The organism is Aeromonas sp. 84A (assembly GCF_051919345.1).
Classification (GTDB): domain Bacteria; phylum Pseudomonadota; class Gammaproteobacteria; order Enterobacterales; family Aeromonadaceae; genus Aeromonas; species Aeromonas veronii.
Genome location: NZ_JBQBEW010000001.1, coordinates 279833 through 301130 on the forward strand (window position 1 = coordinate 279833; position 21298 = coordinate 301130).

Below are 21298 nucleotides of genomic sequence, written 5' to 3' on the forward strand. Positions count from 1 at the left end.
GGACAGGCCCGTTGCACAACTCGCCTCTCTATGCCGCTATCGACCTCGGCTCCAACAGCTTTCATATGCTGGTGGTGCGCGAGGTCGCCGGTGCCCTGCGCACCGTCGCCAAGGTCAAGCGCAAGGTTCGCCTTGCCGCCGGGCTCGATCCGGAATTTCGTCTCAGCCGTGCCGCCATGGAGCGGGGCTGGGACTGTTTGCGTCTCTTCTCCGAACAGTTGCAGGACATTCCGGCCGACAATATCCGGGTGGTGGGCACCGCAACCTTGCGGCTTGCCACCAACGTCGACGAGTTCCTCAGCGAAGCGGAACGGGTACTCAACCACAGCATCGAGATCATCTCGGGCGAGGAAGAGGCCAAGACCATCTATGAAGGGGTCTCCTGGACCTCTGCCGGGGAAGGCAACCGGCTGGTGATCGACATCGGCGGTGCCAGTACCGAACTGGTGATCGGCGAACATAGCGAAGCAAAACTGCTCAACAGCCTGCACATGGGCTGTGTCACCTGGCTCAACAATCACTTCGGTGATGGCGAGCTCTCCGAAGCCCGTTTCGAGCAGGCGATTGCCGCCGCCAAGGCGGTGCTGGAGAAGGTGGCGGAAGATTACCGCGCCCTCGGCTGGCGCACCTGCGTTGGCGCCTCCGGCACGGTACAGGCGCTGCAAGAGATCATGCTGGCGCAAGGGAAGAGCGAGCGGGTCACCCTGCCGAAGTTGCAGGAGCTGATGGGTCAGGCCATCGCCTGTGGCAAGCTGGACAGACTACAGCTGGAAGGGCTGGCGGCCGAGCGGCTGACCGTGTTCCCCTCCGGCCTCGCCATCCTGATTGCCATCTTCGAAACCCTCGATATCGAGAGCATGACCCTCGCGGGTGGCGCCCTGCGTGAAGGACTGATCTACGGTCTGCTGGGCAACAATCACGACTGTGATGCCCGGGATCGTACCGCCGACAGCCTGATCAGCCGCTATCAGCTGGATAAAGAGCACGCCGAACGGGTGCGCGATACCGCCGTCGAGGCGTTCAACCAGCTGCAACCGGCCTGGCGACTCTCCAAACGCTACGGTCGCCCGATCTTGCGTTATGCCGCCCTGCTGCACGAGATTGGCCTCTGTATCGAGTACAAGAAGGCGCCGCAACACGCCGCCTACATCATCGACAACATCGACATGCCGGGCTTTACCCCTGCGCAAAAGAAGCTGTTGTCGGCCCTGCTGTTCAACCAGCGGGACGAATTCAAGCTGGAACCACTGGAGAAACAGGGTGCAGTCACCGGTCGTCAGGCGATCCGGCTGGCCCGTATCCTGCGCATCGCGCTGATCCTCTGCATGCGCCGTACTCAGGGCACAGTGCCCAGCTTCACCCTGCAGGCAGAAGAGGAGTCACTGACCCTGACACTGCCCAAGGGCTGGATGGATGAACACTACCTGCGTGCCAGCGAGCTGCGCTTTGAAGTGGAACGCCAGCAAAAGATGGGCTGGCCGACCCGCGTACAGGAAGCCTGACTCAGTAACTAGCCTGTTTTGGAGCCGATCATGCCGGATTATCAACCCATCAGCTGCGATCTCTACGACTGGCTCGAAATTGCTGCCAGCTGGCAACTGCCGGTAACCCTCACCAGCCGCGATGATCGCCAATGGGATGACAAGATCAGCACTATCGAAGCCAGCGAAGGGGTCGAGTATCTGCTGCTGCACAGTGGCGAGCGGCTCAGTCTGGCAGAACTGGCAACCTTGCGCCTGAACTGGCAAGGGGAAGAGAAGCTGATCCGCTTCGCGCCAACCAACTGAATCCAATACGAAAAAGGAGGGCCAACATGACGTAGGCCCTCCTTTTTTGCATCCGCAACTCGCACCGACCGTTAACTCGCCGCCAGCGCCGCCATCACATAGACATCGAAGCGGTTGCTCTTGGTCTCGATAGCCATGCTGGGCTTCTGTTCGTTGAGCCAGCCGGCGTAGTCGGGGCGTTTCACCACCACCCGCTTGTTCGCCATCTTGAGCGCGGCAGGCAACAAGGCATCCGCATCGAGATCCGGACCCACCAGCGACTGGAACACCCGCATCTCCTTTTTCACCAGCGCCGACTTCTGCTTGTGGGGGAACATGGGGTCGAGGTAGATCACCTCGGGCCGCTCCGGCAGCGCCAGCAGATTGTCCACCGCCGGGCCTTGCAGCAGGTGCATCCGCTCACTGACCCAGGGGCCAATCTCGGGATCCTGTGCCGCCCGCGCCAGCCCATCCTGCAACAGAGCGGCCACCACGGGGCTGCGTTCGATCAGGGTCACCTTGCAACCGAGAGAGGCGAGCACGAAGGCGTCGCGCCCCAGACCGGCAGTGGCATCCACCACGGTCGGTGTGGCACCGGCCTTGAGCCCCACCGCCTTGGCGATGGACTGGCCGCGACCACCACCAAACTTGCGACGATGCGCCACCGCCCCTTCCACGAAGTCCACATAGACGGCTCCCAGCTTGGGCTCGTCCAGCTTGCGCAGTTCCAACCGTTCCGGGGTAAACACCAGGGCAAACTGGGGAAGGTCGAGCTGGGCAAGCTGGCTGGCCAGCGCGTCTGCCTGCGCGGCCTTGGCGGGGTCTTCGAGGAGGATTTGCATGGTCTTTGGATGCGTTCTAAGTTCAGTGAACCGAGTGTACCACAGCCCCTTCAAGTCGCTGTAGGGAGGAAATCCCATGAACCTGTTCATTGCCCTGCTCCTCGCCGCCCAGAGCGGCACAAACCTGAAGGTCTGCGGCGTAGACTGGCCTCCCTTTTCCTATGCCGAACAGGGCAACCTGAAAGAGGGCATTTCGGTGGAGATCCATCAAGAGGTGGCGCGCCGCCTTGGCATGAACCTCACCCTGCTTGAACTGCCTTGGGGGCGCTGCGAGCAGTATGTCAGCACCCAGCTGGCGGATGGCATTCTCGACAATGCCCCTCTCCCCGGTTGCTATCACTCTGACCTTGCCACCGCCTTCTATCCTCTGGCCGCCTATGTGCGTACCGACAGTCCGTTACAGAACTTCTCGTGGGAGATGGCCAAGGGGCTGAAAGTAGGAATTGTCAGGGGGTATGACTACACGGCCAAGATCAGGAACTTCACCGGCTGGGAGCCCATCAAGGTTCACTCCGACAAACAGCTGCTACTGATGCTGGAAAAGAGCCGGGTCGATATGATCATCCTGGACTACTTCTCTGCCCCCATTCTGTCGAGGGAGCAGGACGTCAGGATCCGCGCCCTCACCCCCTTTATCGATTCGACGCCGCTCTACCTCTGTTTTGGCAAACAGAAGGCTGACCTGCTGCCTGCCTACAACAAGGCGCTGCAACAGATGCAGGATGAGGGAGTACTGGATCGCATCTATTTGCGCTATCTCGGCGAGGATTACCGGACATTGAAAACCAAACAGGAACAGATGACATCGAAGGAGTAAGCGCCACTAGCTGATCTGCAGAAACATCCCTTTGTCATTGAGCTGCAGATATTCGGTGAGATCGTCATAGGCCAGCGGGCGGCTGAGCAGATAACCCTGAGTGAAGGCGCACCCTTTCTGGCAGAGGAAGTTGAGCTGCTCGCGGGTCTCTACCCCCTCGATCACCACCTGCATGCCGAGGTTGTGCACTATGTTGATGATGCCGTCGAGCAGCATCCGATCCTGCTCATTGAAGGGGATATGGCGCACGAAGGAGCGGTCGATCTTGACCAGATCGACCGGGAAGGTGCGCAGATAGTTGAGGGCCGAGTAGCCGGTACCGAAATCGTCGATGGCCAGCTTGCAGCCCGCCTCGCGCAGGGCATCGATCCGCACTCTGTGCTGATCGCTGCTCTCCATCAGCAGAGATTCGGTGATTTCGATGACGATGTCGGCAGGATCGAGTCCGAAATGCTGGATCACCTTGAGCCACTCACTCGCCTCGGGGTCGATGGTCTGGAACTCCATGGTGGAACGATTGATCGACATCTGCAGATCAGGGAAGCCGGATTGCTGCAACCGCGCCAGATCCCGGCACGATTGCCACAATACCAGCGCACCCAGCCCCTGAATCAATCCCGCCTCTTCCGCCAGCGGAATAAACTCGGCAGGGGATACCTGTCCCCAGTGGGGGTGATACCAGCGCACCAGCGCCTCCAGCTTGGCGACCCGTCCGCTGCGATTGTCCCAGATCGGCTGGTAGGCCATGGTCAGCTGCTCCAGCTTGATCGCTTCGGCCAGATCCTGTTGCATCTGGTGGCGCTGGCGCACCTCTTCCCGCATGGATGAGCAGTAGGCACCGAGCAACCGTCCCTGCCGCTTGGCCGCAAACAGCGCCTGTTCGGCGTTGCGCAGCAACTCGTCGCTCTCGCTGCCATCGACCGGGCAGAGGGTCATGCCGATGGTCGCGGTCACATAGAGATGCTGGTTGGCCAGCATAAAGGGCCGGGCGAAACTGCCGATCACCTGCTTGGCAAACACCTCGGCCTGACGGCGGGTGACGATGCCGGGCACCAGGAACGCGAACTCGTCGCCACCGATACGGGCCACCAGATCTTCGGTGCGCACCCGGCTCACCAGTCGATCCGAGACCTCCCGCAGCAGGGCATCGCCAGCATGGTGATCCATGCTGTTATTGACCGCCTTGAAGTTGTTGAGGTCGAGCACCATGAGCGCGAAGCGCTCTCCCCGCTCGCAGAAGCGGGTGAGGCAGCGGCCAAACAGCCAGCGGTTGGGCAGGCTGGTGAGGTTGTCGTAGTTGGCCTGGGTCGCAATCTTCTGCTCGGCCACTTTTGTCTGAGAAAGATCGCTGAAAATGGCGATATATTGCTGAATTTTGCCAGCTTCGCGCAGGGTGCTGATCATCAGCTGCTGCGGATAGAGCTTGCCGTTCTTGCGCTTGTTCCACACCTCGCCACGCCACACCCCCACCCGCTCCAGCGCATGGTACATGTCAGCATAGAAGGTCTGGTCGTGCAGCCCGGACTTGAGCATGCTGGGACGTTGGCCCCGCACCTCGTCGCTGCTGTAGCCGGTGATCTGCTCGAAGGCCGGGTTGACCGAGATGATGCGGCTGTCGGCATCGCACACCAGAATCGCTTCGGAGAGGTTGTCGTAGACCCGGTGAGAGAGCTTGAGCTGCTCCGCATGACGCTTGAGGGGATCGATATTCTCCAGCAGCACCATCAGGTAGTCCGGCTGCTGCTGCTCGTCGCGGATCAGGGTGACAGTTACCCGCCCCCACAGGATCTCGCCCCCCTTGCAGAAGTAGCGCTTCTCCTGGGTGAAACTGCTGCGCTCGCCGCGCCGGATCTCTTCGTAGCACTCAAGGCTGCGCTGCCAATCCTCCGGGTGATTGATGTCGGAGATGGAGCGATGAAGCAGCTCGTCGAGGGGATATCCCAACATCTTCTCGATAGCCGGATTGGCCCAGAGAATGCGGCTGGTGAGATCGAGCTTGCCGATCCCCACCGGGGCCTGAAACAGCATGCTCTGCAGCACATGAGGGGTATCAGGCAAGAGTTGCGGCAGCTGGCGTTGCAGCATCAGCGCCAGTTCGCGACCGGCCAGCGGCCCCAGCAACCGGAGCAGCCCCATCACCTTGGTCATATTGGCCTGCGGCTGACGATAGAGCAGGCAGCAGATGCCTATGGTCTCGCCATCCGCATCCTTGAGGGCGATCCCGGCGTAGGCCTGGGCTTGCCACGCATCGGCAAGCGGCATCGCGGGGAACAGCTGCAACAGACGATCGCTGAACCAGGCTTCCCCCTCCTGCCAGGTAATGGCATCGGGAGAATCAGTGATTGGCAGCGTCAGGGTATCGGGGTCAAGAGAGGAGGGATGGGCAGCCTGAACCGTAAGATGGGAAGCATTTGATTCCCTGCTGGCGATCAGGACGACATCAGCCATCACAGCAGCGGCGATTTCACTCACAAAGGTATCGAAATATCCCTGGCCGCTCGAATGAGCCAGACTGGAGATGATTTGATAGACGGAATCGAGTGCTCGCCTCATGGCAAGTGGCTTTCTCTCCTTGAAGGTTAGAACACGACTCTACTGAAGAGCTGTGAGCAGTGCAAATATGCAATCAGCAAGATATTAAAAAGCCTTGAAAAAAGGGACCAAAAGGTCCCTTTTTGTCGCAGAAATCACGACTTGATCCCACTATGCCGCAAAACAGTGTACCTGCTTGAAGCTCACACAGGCGGCGGGTCAGGAATCTCAGGCAGCGATCCCGCTGTGTCGCAACAGCGCATCCACCTTGGGCTCACGACCACGGAAGGCTCGGAACAGCTCCATCGGCTCCTTCGAGCCACCCTTCTCCAGAATATTCTTCAGGAAGGATTGGCCGGTCGCCGGGTTGAAGATCCCCTCCTCCTCGAAGCGGGAGAAGGCATCGGCAGAGAGCACCTCGGCCCACTTGTAGCTGTAGTAGCCCGCCGCATAGCCGCCCGCAAAGATGTGGGAGAAGCTGTGCTGGAAGCGGTTGAACGCTGGCGGCGTCATCACTGCTACCTGACTGCGCACCTCATCCAGCAGCGCCGGGAGCTGTGCCGGATTGGCCGGATCAAACTCCTGATGGAGACGGAAGTCGAACAGGGCGAACTCCAGCTGGCGCAGCATCTGCATCGCAGCCTGGAAGTTGCGGGCGGTCAGCATCTTCTCCAGCAGCTCGGCAGGCAGCGGCTCGCCGGTCTCGTAGTGGCCGGAGATAAAGGCCAGCGCCTCGGACTCCCAGCACCAGTTCTCGAGGAACTGGCTCGGCAGCTCTACCGCATCCCAGGCCACGCCGTTGATACCGGCGACACCGGCCACATCGATGCGGGTCAGCATGTGGTGGATGCCGTGGCCAAACTCATGGAACAGGGTGACCACTTCGTTGTGGGTGAACAGCGCTGGCTTGCCATCCACCGGGCCGTTGAAGTTGCAAGTCAGGTAGGCCACCGGCTTTTGCAGCGAGCCATCCTGACGGTAGCGACGACCCAGACAGACATCCATCCAGGCCCCGCCTTGCTTGTGCTCGCGGGCGTAGAGGTCGAGGTAGAAGCTGCCGCGCAGCTCGTCGTCGGCATCGAAGATGTCGTAGAAACGCACATCAGGGTGCCAGGTGTCGATGCCGAGACGCTCGCGCACCTTCATGCCGAACACCCGCTTCACCACCTCGAACAGCCCCTTCACCACCTTGCTGGCGGGGAAGTAGGGGCGCAGCTGCTCATCGGAGATGGAGAACTTGTGCTGCTTGAGCTTCTCGGCGTAGTAGGCGAGATCCCAGGCTGCCAGCTCGCTCTGACCATGCTGCTCGGCGGCGAAGGCGCGGATCTCCTCCAGCTCGGCCTTGCCTTGCGGCAGGGATTTGGCCGCCAGATCGGTGAGGAAGCTCACCACCTGTTCGGTCTTGTCCGCCATCTTGGTGGCCAGGGAGAGCTCGGCATAGTTGGCGAACCCCAGCAACTGAGCCAGTTCGCGGCGCAGGGTGAGCAGCTCGCTCATGATGGCGGAGTTGTCCCACTTGCCCGCATTGGGGCCCTGATCGGAGGCGCGGGTGGTGAAGGCCTCATACATCTCGGCGCGCAGCTCGCGGTTGTCGGCATACATCATCACCGGCAGATAAGAGGGGATATCCAGCGTGAACAGCCACCCCTCTTTGCCTTTAAGTTCAGCCATCTGACGGGCAGCGGCACGCACGCTGTCGGGCAGACCGGCCAGCTCGGCTTCATCGGCCACCAGCTTGTGCCAGCCCTGGGTGGCATCCAGCACGTTGTTGCTGAAACGGGAGGCCAGCTCGGAGAGGCGGGCCTGAATTTCGCCGTAGCGCTGCTGCGCCTCGGCAGGCAGACCGATGCCGGAGAGGCGGAAGTCACGCAGGGTATTCTGGATCTCCTTGCGCTGGGCGCCGCTCAGCAGCGGGAAATCATCGCTCTGGGAGAGGGCCAGATAGGCCTGATAGAGCCCTTCATGCTGACCGACATAGGTCTGGAATTCGGAGAGCAGCGGCAGGCAGGCATCATGGGCCTCGCGCAGCGCTTCGCTGTTGAGTACGGAGTTGAGGTGGCTGACCGGTGACCAGATCCGTGACAGACGGTCATTTACCTCTTCCAGCGGGGCAATCAGGCTATCCCAGGTATGGGGATCACGCTGGGCCAGCACATCGCTGATCTTCTGCTTGCAGTCAGCAATCGCCTGAATCACGGCAGGCTGAACCTGCTCCGGCTTGATCTGGCTGAAAGGGGGCAGTGAATCCATTGTCAGCAAAGGGTTATTCATCCCGGTTACCTCTTGTTTGGTCTTGAACAGACCGCTTTAGCAGCTCTGTATGGCTTTCTAACATGTGGCCAAGCCACGCAATAATCAAGCGGGAATCCGCCGCAACCCTGTACTTTTCCAGCCATTGCGACCCGGATCTCTGCCGTTGCTGCAGTTTTGCTATCAACAGCCAGTAACAGAATGAATCTGTGGGCCTTTTTTGGCTCTTACCGCTACTTTCAAGGGGCAAAAAGTCGCCATTTACCGGCGCCACAGCTGCCAGCCAAGTACCGTCATGCTCAATCATGGAAACGGACAAAATGTGGTAACTGTAACAAATTATCAATATTTTTCAGTAAATTAGAATCAAAACCAACTATTGATTAATTTATTTTCAAGCATCTATCATAGGCAACCTGCCATGCAGGTCACTTGATTCTCTGTGCTGCACAGAAATCGGGTGAAAAAGGCAAAGTGACCCGAAAGGGCGCGACGCAAAGCCACCGGTCTAAGGGAAAACACCTATGACAGCGGGGCTGCCCCCGGGGACGTCCGGTCACAACCGACGCCCCATTTGCACCGTACGGAGAGACGATGAACAAACTCAAATTATCCCTGCTTGGCTGCCTGCTCGGCATGGGCGCCCCCATGGCATATGCCGCCAGTGCCGGTCAGGCGATGGTCAACCCCCAGTCCGGCGTAGTGGTCGGCTACTGGCACAACTGGTGTGACGGCTCGGGCTACAAGGGCGGTATCGCCCCCTGCGTCAAGCTCGATCAGGTCAACCCGCAATATAACGTGGTCGATGTCTCCTTCATGAAGGTGTATGGCAGCGATCCCATCCCCACCTTCAAACTCGACCCGGCCATCGGCATGAGCGAAAGCCAGTTTATCGAGCAGATCGCCGAGCTGAACCGTCAGGGCCGTGCCGTGCTGCTGGCGCTGGGCGGTGCCGATGCGCACATCGAGCTGCGCAAGGGTCAGGAGCAGGCCTTTGCCGACGAGATCATCCGTCTGGTGGAGACCTATGGCTTCGACGGGCTGGATATCGACCTGGAACAGGCCGCCATCACTGCCGCCAACAACCAGACCGTGATCCCGGCGGCCCTGCGTCTGGTCAAGGATCACTACCGCGCTCAGGGGAAAAACTTCCTCATCACCATGGCGCCGGAGTTCCCCTATCTGACCCAGACTGGCGCCTACATCCCCTATATCCGCAATCTGGAAGGCTACTACGACTGGATCAACCCCCAGTTCTACAACCAGGGTGGTGACGGTATCTACATCGATGGGATCGGCTGGATTGCCCAGAACAACGATGCCCTGAAAGAAGAGTTCATCTACTACATGGCGGATTCGCTGAGCAACGGAACCCGCGGCTTCTACAAGATCCCCCATGACAAGCTGGTGTTCGGCATTCCGACCAACATCGATGCCGCCGCCACCGGCTATGTGCAGGATCCGCAGAAACTCTACAACGCCTTCAACCGCCTGAAGAGCGAGGGGCAACCGCTGCGTGGCGTGATGACCTGGTCCATCAACTGGGACATTGGCCGCAACGCCGCCGGTCAGTCCTACAACGAATCCTTCATCAAGAACTACGGCCCCTTCATCCACGATCAGGAGATCACGCCTCCGGTCGACAACGGCAAGCCGGTGTTCAGCGGCCTGAGCGATACCCGCATCAAGCAGGGTACCGCCTTTGATCCGCTGGCCGGTGTCAGCGCCAACGACAAGGAAGATGGCGACCTGACTGGCCAGATCCAGGTGGAAGGTTCGGTAGATAGCCAGCGCATCGGCCTCTACCCCCTCACCTACAAGGTGAGCGATCGCGACAACAACGTCACCGAGCAGATACGTACCATCGAGGTCTACAGCATGAAGCCGGTGTTCAGCGGCGTCACCGACACCACGCTGGAGCTGGGTACCGCTTTCGATCCGATGACCGGCGTCAGCGCCCACGATGAGGAAGATGGCGACCTGACCGCCCAAATCAAGGTCAGCGGCAACGTCGACAGCAGCAAGGTCGGCCGCTACACCCTCAACTATCAGGTGAGCGACAGCGCCGGTCAGCAGGTAACCCAACAGCGCAACGTGACCGTCAGGGAGCAGGGCGCCGTCTGTGAAAACAGCTGGGATGCCAAGAAGGTCTATGTGGGCGGCGACATCGTCAGCCACAACGGCAAGAACTGGCTGGCAGGCTGGTGGACCCAGAACGAAGAGCCGGGTACCACGGGTGACTGGGGCGTCTGGCGCGTACAGGGCGACAGCGACTGCGGCGGCACAACGCCACCCGCCGAAGGCAGCAGCGACTTCACCGTCAGCGCCATGGCGAGCGAGTACACCATAGTCAACGGTCAGGTCAGCATCCGCTTCAACCTGACCACCGCCAACCCGGTACAGATCACCGCAACTCTGGAGCAGAGCGGCCACAGCCACGGCACCACCAGCAGCCAGGTGAACGGCACCAGCACCCTGGTACTGCAGGGCAGCAACGTCACCGATGGCAGCTACGACGTGGTCATCACCGGTCTGGCTGACGGCCAGCAGCCGGTGGTGCAACGCTTCCCGGTCACCCTGACCGAAGAGAGCGACAACGGCGGCAGCGATGGCGACTACCCGGCCTATGCCCCAAACACCAGCTATCAGGCCGGTGATCGGGTCAGCAATGCCGGTGGCAACTACGAGTGCAAACCCTGGCCGTACAGCGGCTGGTGTGGCGGCTCGACCAGCCACTATGCGCCGGGTACCGGCAGCGCCTGGAGCGATGCCTGGATCAAGCTCTGACCTTGCCCCAACCACTAACGGGGGCTGACAGGCCCCCGCCCATATCCTGCCCGTCGGCCACGCTGCCGATGGGCAGGATGCACTGACCCGGACGGGTTAGCCCCTCTCTTTTACATGCTTGCCAAGCACCAAAAAACGTCCAACAACAACCAAGATAAGGAAATCACCATGCCAAGAACCACCAAGCTTGCCACCCTGCTCGGTTTGCTGCTGTCGGCCCATGTCGTGGCCGATGAGCGCGAACAAGCCTATTTCAAACAAACCTATCAGGAGCACTACGAACAGATGACGGCGCGCCTCGCCGCGCTGCATCAGAGTGCGGCTGACGAGCAGAACGTGATCATCAAGGATGGCAAGCGCCACCTTGCCATCAACGGCCTGCTCTACCCGCTGACGGCGGATAACCACATCCTGTTCGATCTGCCCAAACCCCACTTTTTCGACGAAACAGCCATTCGTAACGTCTTTGATTTCTTCGATGAGGAGTGGGAGCTGACCTGGTACGACGGTGGGGTCGTAGCGGTCAACAAGCGCTTTGGCAACTATGACTACGGCAACGGCTGTCTGCTGGAGTACTTCCCCCACGGCCAGATCCAGAATGGCGAACGCACCCGGGTGGTGATGGAGACCAGCTCCTGCAGCGTCAACTCGTTTGCCACCTCGCTGCAATATCTGGACAAAGGCGAGGAGCTGGCGGCCGACCAGCTGGGGCTGGACCCCAGCCTGATCACGGCGGTCGAGCGCTATCAGGATCGGCTCTATGTCAGCCAGAACGGCAATCCGGGCCATGTGGCCATTATCGATATCCCGAGCCGCCAGCAGATTGGCGAGATCCGCGGCACCGAAACCGGCAGTGCCACGGCCTACAACCAGGTCAGCGAACTGTTTGTCCGCAACAACCTGCTCTACGTGGTCTCGCGCTACTCGCACCGGGTCGATATCTTCGATCTGGCCGACGAGCATCGCTATGTCACCACCCTGGGAACCGGTCGGGATTCCGGCAGCAACAGCCTGCACCGCGCCCAGGCCATCTTTGCCAATCAGGATTACGTGCTGGTGGCCGATGCGCTGAGCGAGATCAAGGTCTACCGCCAGCAGGATGTGACGCCGGAGAACAGCCTCAAGACCCCCATCGCCGGTCGGCTCGCCTTTGAAGGAAAATACAGCCACCGTCTGGTGCAACTCCATCAGGTGGGTGACTATCTGCTGGCCCACACCGCCGGCAAAAACTACTACATCTATGACCTGCGCAAACTGGCTGATGCCATCGCCAGCAACACCCCGCTGGCGCCTGAGCAGGTGATCGCCGACAGCAATCTGCAAAAAATCGACATGGATGGCGATCGACTGGTGGTGAACTTCAAGGACCGCATCGAATGGCATGATGTCGATACCCTGATCGCCAACGACTTTCAGTTCAAGAACCCGACCTTTACTGTCCGGGAGATCAACCAGCAGCCTGTGGCGGCGCTGAAAGATCTCCAGCTGGCGGGCTCGGCGCTTGTCACCGCCAACGAACGCGGCCTGGGTTTCAACCAGTTGCTGAGCAAGGAGATCAGCTTCACGGCCGACGAGCAGTTGCCGGCTCGCCCGCTGATCTTCGATCAGCTGATGCCGGCCACAGTCAGCTACATACTGCGCAATGACGAACCCTACGAGGTGCTGATCGATCGCGCCCAGCGTTCGGTCAACATCAATTCGCTGGTCAAGACCGAGCTGCTTGATAACGACACGGTGCGCATCACCAACTATGCCGCCAAAGAGCTGCATGACATCAATATCGAGTCACGCCTGAACGGTATCAACAAGTGGCTGATCCTGGGCCAGCTCGATCGCCTGCCCGCCTATGCCCAAATCACCCTGCCACTGAGCGCCTTTGGCGAGCAGGGACGCTTCAACAGCGCCAGCCGCGATGGCGTGTTTGATCTCAACAACCTGCTCGACAACAGCATCAATCTGCCTGCCCAGTTCGAGCACAGGTTCAGCTCCAACTCGGATCCGTTTGCCCAGAAGCTGGCACGCCTCAAGCCAAGCTGGAACGTGCGCTTCGCCACCAACACCAGCGGCTCCTGGCGCCCCATCAATGCCCTCTACGCCCGCGAGTGGCTGATCATCGCCACCAACCTGGCCTACATGGTCTCGACCGAGGAGTTCAAACACGTCTGGTACAACTTCAAGGCGGTGAACGGCTACGAGATGTTCGGCAATGGCGGCAACAGCTATGTGCCGAACGGGATCTTTACGGCCGCCGATTATGACTACTACTACCACAGCCTGATGAAGCGCCCCTACCTCAACCTGGGGATCACCGCCATGGGGGGCGGGCTGGGGAGTGGTGGCATCACCGGGGTCGATACCTTTAACTTTGTCAGCCACTACTACGGCGGCTGGGGCATCATTGCCCACGAATTTGGCCACGGCTTCGATGGGAAGTCCTACAGCCATGAGAGCGCGTTTGCCCGTGGCAGCCACGGCTGGCATCCCCTGATGACGGGTATGGCCAACTACCATATCCGCAAGGGCGACCTGCCCTATCTGGACGATGATCTCAACGGTTTCCACAAGCCGGAAAACGACATCTATCGCTACAACTCGGTCAGCCAGGGGGCTCGCAAGCACCGCGCTGACAGCCACATGTACTATACCGACCACTACTTCATGCAATTCTCCACCATGCCGCAAGGCTGGGTAGCCAACGGCAGCGACTTCAGTGCCGGGCAGCTGGCGGCCCTGACCAATCAGGAGCGACTGCTGATGGGCTGGATCCCCAAGGAGTCGGAGAAAGGCAATCTCTGCCGATTCACCTTCCAGGATGGCGAGCAGTACTACGGCTACGTCGAACAGCAGGCTGAGGGTCTGCTCTGTGATGCCGGATCCCTGATCCGTTATCGTCAGCCCGATGGCCAGTTTGTGCCGCTGGTCTCGGCCATCAACCAGTTTGACTGGCTGTCACTCCACCACAAGGGCAAGCTGGATCAGCCAGTGCTGCACCAGAATGGTCGCCAGCTCTGCTACAAGAATGTGGCGGGCTTTTACGGTATCGGCTTCGTTAATGACAACAAACAGTGCACCCAGTTGCCCAACGTCTATCAGACCAATGGCAAGCACTGGCTGACCAGCTCCGGCTGGACCGGTCTCACCTACCTGAGCGGAGACTTCATTCTGCCCACTACCGGTAGCAGCAGTGACTTCACCGTCACCGATCTGGCGGCTGAATACTTCATCGTCAACGGCGCGCTCGACTTCAGCCTGACACTGACCACCGCCAACCCGGTGACCGTCACCGCGACCCTGTTGCAGGATGGCAATCCGGTCGCCACCGGCAGCGCCCTGATCGATGGTCAGGGTTCCCTGCAGCTGGCACAGTCGGGCCTTGCGGCCGGCAGTTACGAGCTGTTGCTGGCGGGCATGGCTGAGGGGAGCAAGCAGGGCTTCGAGCGCCGCTTCACCCTGGCATTGGTGGAACAGGCTCCGGGTGGTGACAATGACGGTAGTAACGGCAGCTACCCGGCCTATGTTGCGGGCACCGCTTATCAGAGTGGCGAACGGGTCAGCAATGCCGGTGGCGACTACGAGTGCAAACCCTGGCCCTACAGTGGCTGGTGCGGTGGTGTGGCCAGCCACTATGCACCGGGTACCGGCAGCCACTGGAGCGATGCCTGGATCAAGCTGTAATCAGCCGCTCGTGACCAAAAGAGAGCCATAACGACAGAGGGGGAGCCATCGGCTCCCCCTCTCGTTTTTCTCTTCAACCCGGCTTAACGGGCATCTTCCTTCAACCACTGCGCCACGCGCTTGGCGAAGTAGGTGAGGATGCCATCGGCCCCGGCCCGCTTGAAGCAGAGCAGGGACTCCATGATGGTCTCCTTCTCTTTCAGCCAGCCATTCTGGATCGCCGCCATGTGCATGGCGTACTCGCCGCTCACCTGATAGGCGAAGGTCGGCACGCCGAACTGATCCTTCACCTGACGAACCACGTCCAGATAGGGCATACCCGGCTTGACCATCACGCTGTCGGCCCCTTCCTGAATATCCAGCGCCACTTCGTGCAGGGCTTCGTTGCTGTTGGCCGGGTCCATCTGATAGGTAGCCTTGTTGCTCTTGCCGAGGTTGCCGGCAGAGCCAACCGCATCACGGAACGGGCCGTAGTAGCAGGAGGCGTACTTGGCGGAGTAGGCCATGATCTGGGTGTTGATGAAGCCATTCTCTTCCAGCGCAGCGCGGATGGCGCCGATGCGGCCATCCATCATGTCGGACGGCGCGACTATATCGACCCCGGCTTCGGCGTGGGAGAGTGCCTGCTTGATCAGGATCTCGGTGGTGATGTCGTTCAGCACATAGCCTTCATCATCGATGATGCCGTCCTGACCGTGGGTGGTGAACGGATCGAGCGCCACGTCGGTGATGACCCCCAGCTCCGGGAAGCGGGCCTTGAGGGCACGCACGGTTCGCTGGGCCAGCCCGTTCGGGTTGTAGGCCTCTTCCGCCATCAGGCTCTTGCTCTCCAGCGGGGTCACCGGGAACAGGGCGATAGCGGGCACGCCCAGCTCCACCAGCTCGGCAGCCTCTTCCAGCAGCAGATCGATGGAGAGACGCTCCACCCCCGGCATGGAGGGAACGGCTTCACGGCGGTTCTCCCCTTCCAGCACAAACACCGGATAGATGAGATCGTTGACGGTCAGTACGTTCTCGCGCACCAGACGACGGCTGAAATCATGTTTGCGCAGACGGCGCAGGCGGCGGCCCGGAAAGGCGCCCGGAAGAGTTGTAGCCATGAATCACTCCTGGAGAGGAAGTTGGAAGAACGCGGCGGAGGTGGCCCGGGTATGGGCCAGCAAGGCCTCGGGCGCTTCACCACGACAGGCCGCCACCACCTGGGCGATGTGCGGCAAAAAAGCGGGTTCATTGCGTTTCGGGCGCGGTTTCAGATCCCGCGGCACCAGATAGGGGGCATCGGTCTCGATCATCAGCCGACCGGCCGGAATGCGGGCCACCTGTTCGCGCAGCAGCTGACCACGGCGCTCGTCGCAGAGCCAGCCAGTCACCCCGATATGCAGCCCCAGCGCCAGACACTCGTCCAGCTCCTCGTCGGAGCCGGTGAAGCAGTGCAGCACGGCTCCCGGTAGTTTCGGCAACCAGGGACGGAGGATCTCGATAAAACGGGCGTGTGCATCGCGGCAGTGGAGAAACACCGGCATCCCAAGCTCGGCGGCCTGTGCCAGCTGGGCGTCGAATACCGCATCCTGCACCGGACGGGGTGAGAAGTCGCGGTTGTAGTCGAGGCCGCACTCGCCAATAGCCACCACCTGCGGCAAGGCTGCCAGCTCGCGCAAGGCGGGTAGGGTCGCCTCATCGACACTCTTGGCATCGTGAGGGTGTACCCCGGCGGTGGAGAAGCAGTAGCCCGGCCAGCGGGCGGCCAACTCAGCGCTCTCGCGGCTACCCGCCAGATCGGTACCGGTGAGGATCAGCGCTTCCACTCCGGCGGCGCGGGCACGGGCCACCAGCTCAGGCTGTTCACCGACGAACTGGCTGCTGGTCAGGTTTAAACCGATATCGATCATGGAATGAGACGTTCCGAACAAAAGGAATACATATCAGGTATTTGAAAACCATCTACCGAATGGGGTCTTACCATACGCCTCGAACGGGAGCATGAAAAGAGGAAGGGAGCCTAAGCTCCCCTCGTTCTGCTATTCCTGCGGACTTCGTCATCCTCTCGCCATCCGGCAAACAGGTGACGAACAGAGCCTCAGCTCTCCACATCCGGTTGTTCCTGTTGCTCTTCCTCCTCTTTCTTCACGTAGAAGCGGGCGAAGAACAGACCAATCTCCCACAGCGCCCACATCGGGATGGCGAGCAGGGTCTGGGAGAAGACATCAGGCGGCGTCAGCAGCATGCCGACCACAAACACCCCGACGACGACGTAAGGACGTTTCTCCTTCAGGTTTTGCGGTGTGGTCACGCCAGTCCAGCAGAGCAGTATGGTCGCCACCGGAATTTCGAACGCCACCCCGAATGCGAAGAACAGGGTCAGTACGAAGTCCAGATAGCTGGCGATGTCGGTCGCCACCGTCACCCCGGCGGGTGCGGTGCTGGTGAAGAAACCGAACACCAGCGGGAACACCACGTAGTAGGCGAACGCCATTCCCGCATAGAACAGCAGGGCGCTGGAGACCACCAACGGCATGATCAGCCGCCGCTCATGCTGGTACAGACCGGGGGCGATAAAGGCCCAGGCCTGATAGAGCAGATAGGGGATCGCCACGAAGAAGGAGACCACCAGGGTAAGCTTGATCGGCGTCAGGAAGGGGGTCGCCACATCCGTCGCGATCATGCTGGTCCCTTCCGGCAACTGGCTGAGCAGCGGCTGGGCCACGAAGTCGTAGATGTTGTTGGAGAAGTAGATCAGCGCCAGAAACACCACGAGGATGGCGGTAATGGAGCGCAGCAAACGGGTTCTCAGCTCAACCAGATGGCTGATCAGGGGTTGTTCGGCCTGACTCATGGCTTCACCTCCCCTTTTACTGCGGAGTCGCTGACCGGCACCGGCTCGCTCTCCCGCTGGCTATTGACCGGTGGCACGTCGTGGCTCAGCTGCACTGCAGGCTCCACCGGCGTGGCAGGCTCCGCCTGGGCGACCGGCTCGGGGCGCGGCGGACGGATCTCGTTCTCCACCTGATAGGGGCGATTGACCGACTGGGCCGCCGCTTTGAGCTGTTCGATGGACTCCTGCAGCTCGGGGCTCAGGTTGCTCATCTGCAACTGTTCGGCCTTCTTGAGGTCGTTATGCAGCTCTTGCAACTTGAGCTCCTGCTCCAGCTCGGACTTGACCGAGTTCGCGGTCGAACGAATGAGGCGGATCCAGTGGGTAGCCGTGCGGATGGCAACCGGCAGCCGCTCGGGCCCCAGTACCACCAGTGCTACCACACCGATAACGACCAGCTCCCAAAAACCGATATCGAACATGGCTTAGGCCTGGTCTTTGTCTTTCTGTTTGGCGGTCTCACTGCTCTGAGTGGCCGCTTCGTTCAGCTGTTTCGGGGGAAACTCGGCATCTTTCTGCTCGGCCTTGGCATCAGCCGGCTCGTCGGAGAGGGCTTTCTTGAACCCTTTGACCGCCGCGCCCAGATCACCGCCAATGCCGCGCAGTTTCTTGGTACCGAACAGCAGCACGACGATGACTGCGATGATCAACAATTGCCAAATACTGATACCACCCATGATTTTCTCTCCAGAACAGGCGCCTGACGGCGCGGTTGTTGATTAATGGGAACGGGTTCGCAACCAGCCGACCAGCCAGCAGAGGGCTGCACCGGCGAGACTGGCTTGTCCCCACTCAATGTATTGTTTTTGGGTCAGCAAGAATACACCCGCCAATAGCAGGCTGGCTCCAACCCCTAAGAGGTAGCGGGCCTGCCCCTGCCGACGGCTGTGACGGCGGAACTCGGCAAACATCTGGTCGAAATGACGCTGCTGATGACGGGTCTGGCGCAGGGTCTCATAGACCAGCTCCGGCAGCTCCGGCAGCTTCTCCGCCCAGAATGGCGCCTTCTCCTTGATAGCGTTCAATACCGACTTGGGCCCGACCTGTTCGTGCATCCAGTTTTCGAGGAACGGCTTGGCGGTCTGCCACAAATCGAGCTGCGGGTAGAGCTGACGCCCCAACCCTTCCACATAGAGCAGGGTCTTTTGCAGCAGCACCAGCTGCGGCTGCACCGTCATATGGAAGCGACGCGCGGTGTTGAACAGGTTGAGCAGCACGTGACCGAACGAGATCTCGGAGAGCGGCTTCTCGAAGATGGGCTCCAGCACGGTGCGGATGGCAAACTCGAACTCGTCCACCTTGGTGTCTGCCGGTACCCAGCCCGACTCCACGTGCAGCTCCGCCACCCGACGATAGTCTCGGTTGAAGAAGGCGAGGAAGTTCTCCGCCAGATAGCGTTTGTCTTCCCGATTGAGGGTACCTACGATGCCGCAGTCGATGCCGATCCAGAGCGGGTTTTCCGGATGTTCGTAAGAGACGAAGATGTTGCCCGGGTGCATATCGGCATGGAAGAAGCTGTCGCGGAACACCTGGGTGAAGAAGACCTCTACTCCGCGCTCGGCCAGCAGCTTCATGTTGGTGCCGTTGGCTTCCAGCGCAGGAATGTCGGAGACCGGAATACCGTAGATCCGCTCCATCACCAGCACCTGCTCGCGGCAGAGGTCGGTGATGATTTCAGGCACATAGAGCGCCTCGGAGCCGGTGAAATTGCGGCGTAGCTGGATGGCGTTGGCCGCTTCGCGCATCAAATTCAGCTCGTCGAGGATGGTCTTGCGATACTCCTCCACCACCTCGATGGGGCGCAGCCGCGCACTCTGGGGCACAAAACGGGCAACCAGACGGGCCAGCGCCTGCATCAGTCTCAGGTCGGCCTCGATGACAGGCTCGATGTCGGGACGGATCACCTTGATGACAATCTCGCGGCCACTCTCCTTCAGCCGGGCAGTATGCACCTGCGCGATGGAGGCCGACGCCAGCGGCGTCTCGTCGAAGTCGTCAAACAGGGTTTCGATGGGACAACCCAGGCTCAGCTCGATCTGCTGGCGCGCCGCCTGACCACAGAAGGGGGGCACCCTGTCCTGCAGCAGGGCCAGCTCTTCGGCGATATCCGGCGGCAGCAGGTCGCGGCGGGTCGAGAGCATCTGGCCAAACTTGATGAAGATGGGGCCAAGAGCCTCGAAGGCGAGGCGAATGCGGGCACCGCGGCTGAGATCCGGTTGCTTGTTCTTGAGCCAGAACAGGGAGCGACGGGCCAGACGACCCGGCCAGGGTTGATAGCGGGCGGGCACCAGTTCGTCGATGCCCTGCTCCAGCAGGATGGTGATGATGCGATAGAGGCGTTTGAACTCCTTCGGGGTCATCAGGTCACCTGCTGTTCGAAGCGGGCCAGCCGCAGTTCGACGGCCTTGAGCTGCTGGGCCAGCACCTCGACGTCATCGTTGAAACTCGCCACTTCCAGCGGGCCGGGGGCTAGGCGGGCCTCTTCGGTCAGATATTCCGCCAGCTGGCTGCGGGTGCGGCACAGCTCGCGGCCGACCAGACGACGCGCCTGACGGGCACCGCTGAACAGGGTGTGGGCCAGCACGTCGCCGGTATAGCGCGACAGCTCCTCCTCCCAGTCGATATCCAGCTCACCCAGCAGCACGCTGAATGCCTGCACCAGCTGGGGATCACCGCTCAGATCCAGTTTCTCCTCGCGGATATAACGGGTCAGGGCGGACGGGTCTTTCAGCAGACCAAGGGCGGTCAGCGACAGGCTGAGCACCGCATCAGCCTCCCCTTCATGCTGGGCCAGCACATCCAGTCGACGCTCGGAGAAGACAAACCAGAGCGGCTTGAGTTCACGCAGCTCCAGCTTGAGCACCTTGCCCACCAGTTTGCGCAGCCGCTCCGGGCTCTGTTTGTCCAGCGCCAGCAACTGGTTGAGGCTGGTTTCGATCACCGCGGTGACCATGGCATCCATCGGCATAGGCAACCTTAAAACTTGTAACCGCGGTGCAGGGCGACCACACCCTGAGTCAGATTGAAGTACTCCACCTGCTCGAAACCGACATTTTCCATCATGCCAGCCAGGGTCTGTTGATCCGGGTGCATACGAATAGACTCTGCCAGATATTTGTAGCTTTCACTGTCGTTCGCGACGATTTCGCCCATTTTCGGCAGCAGTTTGAAGGAGTAGAGGTCATAGAGCTTGGCGATCACTTCGCTGACCGGCTTGGAGAACTCCAGCACCAGCAGACGGCCACCCGGCTTGAGCACCCGGAACATGGAGGCGAGCGCCTTGTCCTTGTCGGTGACGTTGCGCAGGCCGAAGCCGATGGTGATGACGTCGAAGTGGTTATCCGGGAAGGGGAGCGCCTCGGCATTGGCCTGCACGTAGGAGACGTTGTTGGCGACCCCCAGATTGCGCAGCTTGTCGCGGCCCACTTTCAGCATGGAGTCGTTGATATCTGCCAGCACCACCTGACCGGTCTCGCCGACGATGCGGGAGAACTTGGCGGTCAAGTCACCGGTACCACCGGCCAGATCCAGCACCTTCTGGCCCTTGCGCACACCGGAGCAGTCGATGGTGAAGCGCTTCCACAGGCGGTGGATGCCGAACGACATCAGATCGTTCATCAGATCATACTTGGCTGCCACCGAATGGAAGACACCTGCTACCAGAGTTTCCTTCTCGGTCGCGGCCACGGTTTTAAAGCCAAAATGCGTTGTCGTTGCTTGTTCTGACATCCCTTAAACACCCATAGAGCAAAGAATG

General features: G+C 60.4%; 16 protein-coding genes and 1 riboswitch. Of the genes, 5 read left to right on the forward strand and 11 right to left on the reverse strand.

The window, feature by feature from the left end:
- Positions 1-11: 11 nt before the first annotated feature.
- Positions 12-1502: a guanosine-5'-triphosphate,3'-diphosphate diphosphatase gene (gene gppA, locus ACTG20_RS01350; RefSeq protein ID WP_005355894.1), complete on the forward strand. Its 1491-nt coding sequence runs from the start codon at positions 12-14 to the stop codon at positions 1500-1502.
- A gap of 30 nt (positions 1503-1532) precedes the next feature.
- On the forward strand, positions 1533-1787 hold the full coding sequence (locus ACTG20_RS01355; RefSeq protein WP_194494573.1) for a Rho-binding antiterminator: 255 nt from the start codon (positions 1533-1535) through the stop codon (positions 1785-1787).
- Between the two features lie 71 nt (positions 1788-1858).
- Here ACTG20_RS01355 and ACTG20_RS01360 read toward each other — a convergent pair whose 3' ends face one another.
- A complete protein-coding gene (locus ACTG20_RS01360) occupies positions 1859-2608 on the reverse strand; it encodes a class I SAM-dependent methyltransferase (RefSeq protein WP_005355887.1) in 750 nt (249 codons plus the stop codon).
- A gap of 76 nt (positions 2609-2684) precedes the next feature.
- Here ACTG20_RS01360 and ACTG20_RS01365 point away from each other — a divergent pair, with 76 nt between their 5' ends.
- Positions 2685-3425, forward strand: coding sequence for a substrate-binding periplasmic protein (locus ACTG20_RS01365; protein ID WP_150390054.1), 741 nt, complete (start codon positions 2685-2687; stop codon positions 3423-3425).
- A gap of 6 nt (positions 3426-3431) precedes the next feature.
- Here ACTG20_RS01365 and ACTG20_RS01370 read toward each other — a convergent pair whose 3' ends face one another.
- The gene (locus ACTG20_RS01370; RefSeq protein ID WP_194494572.1) at positions 3432-5978 is read right to left on the reverse strand and encodes a putative bifunctional diguanylate cyclase/phosphodiesterase; all 2547 of its coding nucleotides are present in this window, start codon (positions 5976-5978) and stop codon (positions 3432-3434) included.
- Between the two features lie 207 nt (positions 5979-6185).
- Entirely contained in the window at positions 6186-8228 is a 2043-nt protein-coding gene (gene prlC / locus ACTG20_RS01375; RefSeq protein ID WP_108613498.1) for an oligopeptidase A, read from the reverse strand.
- Positions 8229-8665: 437 nt separating this feature from the next.
- Positions 8666-8751: riboswitch (cyclic di-GMP riboswitch) on the forward strand.
- Between the two features lie 50 nt (positions 8752-8801).
- Between prlC and ACTG20_RS01380 the strand changes: the two genes are divergently transcribed.
- Together ACTG20_RS01380 and ACTG20_RS01385 are read left to right on the forward strand one after the other, a co-directional pair.
- Entirely contained in the window at positions 8802-10994 is a 2193-nt protein-coding gene (locus ACTG20_RS01380; RefSeq protein WP_194494571.1) for an immunoglobulin-like domain-containing protein, read from the forward strand.
- 168 nt (positions 10995-11162) lie between these two features.
- Positions 11163-14669: a hypothetical protein gene (locus tag ACTG20_RS01385; protein WP_194494570.1), complete on the forward strand. Its 3507-nt coding sequence runs from the start codon at positions 11163-11165 to the stop codon at positions 14667-14669.
- Between the two features lie 83 nt (positions 14670-14752).
- On the opposite strand, the gene hemB is transcribed toward ACTG20_RS01385, so the two are convergent.
- From hemB to ubiE, 8 genes are all read right to left on the reverse strand, one after another.
- A complete protein-coding gene (gene hemB / locus ACTG20_RS01390) occupies positions 14753-15769 on the reverse strand; it encodes a porphobilinogen synthase (protein ID WP_005357271.1) in 1017 nt (338 codons plus the stop codon).
- Positions 15770-15772: 3 nt separating this feature from the next.
- The gene (locus ACTG20_RS01395; RefSeq protein ID WP_194494569.1) at positions 15773-16558 is read right to left on the reverse strand and encodes a TatD family hydrolase; all 786 of its coding nucleotides are present in this window, start codon (positions 16556-16558) and stop codon (positions 15773-15775) included.
- A 188-nt stretch (positions 16559-16746) separates the two neighbouring features.
- Positions 16747-17502, reverse strand: a complete 756-nt coding sequence (gene tatC / locus ACTG20_RS01400; RefSeq protein ID WP_194494568.1) for a twin-arginine translocase subunit TatC — start codon at positions 17500-17502, stop codon at positions 16747-16749.
- A complete protein-coding gene (gene tatB / locus ACTG20_RS01405) occupies positions 17499-17963 on the reverse strand; it encodes a Sec-independent protein translocase protein TatB (RefSeq protein ID WP_005342398.1) in 465 nt (154 codons plus the stop codon). Before tatB ends, tatC begins: the two co-directional genes overlap by 4 nt.
- Positions 17964-17966: 3 nt before the next feature.
- Entirely contained in the window at positions 17967-18218 is a 252-nt protein-coding gene (tatA, locus tag ACTG20_RS01410; RefSeq protein ID WP_005339385.1) for a Sec-independent protein translocase subunit TatA, read from the reverse strand.
- Positions 18219-18260: 42 nt separating this feature from the next.
- Entirely contained in the window at positions 18261-19901 is a 1641-nt protein-coding gene (gene ubiB, locus ACTG20_RS01415; RefSeq protein WP_194494567.1) for a ubiquinone biosynthesis regulatory protein kinase UbiB, read from the reverse strand.
- On the reverse strand, positions 19901-20509 hold the full coding sequence (locus ACTG20_RS01420; RefSeq protein WP_005339380.1) for a ubiquinone biosynthesis accessory factor UbiJ: 609 nt from the start codon (positions 20507-20509) through the stop codon (positions 19901-19903). The genes ubiB and ACTG20_RS01420 overlap by 1 nt, the downstream gene beginning before the upstream one ends.
- A gap of 8 nt (positions 20510-20517) precedes the next feature.
- Positions 20518-21270, reverse strand: a complete 753-nt coding sequence (gene ubiE / locus ACTG20_RS01425; RefSeq protein ID WP_005342396.1) for a bifunctional demethylmenaquinone methyltransferase/2-methoxy-6-polyprenyl-1,4-benzoquinol methylase UbiE — start codon at positions 21268-21270, stop codon at positions 20518-20520.
- Positions 21271-21298 lie beyond the last annotated feature (28 nt).

Coding starts and splice junctions, on each gene's coding strand:
- tatC (WP_194494568.1), bottom strand. CDS start 17,502: ATGAGTCAGGCCGAACAACCCCTGATCAGCCATCTGGTTGAGCTGAGA.
- ACTG20_RS01385 (WP_194494570.1), top strand. CDS start 11,163: ATGCCAAGAACCACCAAGCTTGCCACCCTGCTCGGTTTGCTGCTGTCG.
- hemB (WP_005357271.1), bottom strand. CDS start 15,769: ATGGCTACAACTCTTCCGGGCGCCTTTCCGGGCCGCCGCCTGCGCCGT.
- tatA (WP_005339385.1), bottom strand. CDS start 18,218: ATGGGTGGTATCAGTATTTGGCAATTGTTGATCATCGCAGTCATCGTC.
- prlC (WP_108613498.1), bottom strand. CDS start 8,228: ATGAATAACCCTTTGCTGACAATGGATTCACTGCCCCCTTTCAGCCAG.
- ACTG20_RS01395 (WP_194494569.1), bottom strand. CDS start 16,558: ATGATCGATATCGGTTTAAACCTGACCAGCAGCCAGTTCGTCGGTGAA.
- ACTG20_RS01360 (WP_005355887.1), bottom strand. CDS start 2,608: ATGCAAATCCTCCTCGAAGACCCCGCCAAGGCCGCGCAGGCAGACGCG.
- ACTG20_RS01420 (WP_005339380.1), bottom strand. CDS start 20,509: ATGCCGATGGATGCCATGGTCACCGCGGTGATCGAAACCAGCCTCAAC.
- ubiE (WP_005342396.1), bottom strand. CDS start 21,270: ATGTCAGAACAAGCAACGACAACGCATTTTGGCTTTAAAACCGTGGCC.
- ubiB (WP_194494567.1), bottom strand. CDS start 19,901: ATGACCCCGAAGGAGTTCAAACGCCTCTATCGCATCATCACCATCCTG.
- ACTG20_RS01370 (WP_194494572.1), bottom strand. CDS start 5,978: ATGAGGCGAGCACTCGATTCCGTCTATCAAATCATCTCCAGTCTGGCT.
- tatB (WP_005342398.1), bottom strand. CDS start 17,963: ATGTTCGATATCGGTTTTTGGGAGCTGGTCGTTATCGGTGTGGTAGCA.
- ACTG20_RS01365 (WP_150390054.1), top strand. CDS start 2,685: ATGAACCTGTTCATTGCCCTGCTCCTCGCCGCCCAGAGCGGCACAAAC.
- ACTG20_RS01355 (WP_194494573.1), top strand. CDS start 1,533: ATGCCGGATTATCAACCCATCAGCTGCGATCTCTACGACTGGCTCGAA.
- ACTG20_RS01380 (WP_194494571.1), top strand. CDS start 8,802: ATGAACAAACTCAAATTATCCCTGCTTGGCTGCCTGCTCGGCATGGGC.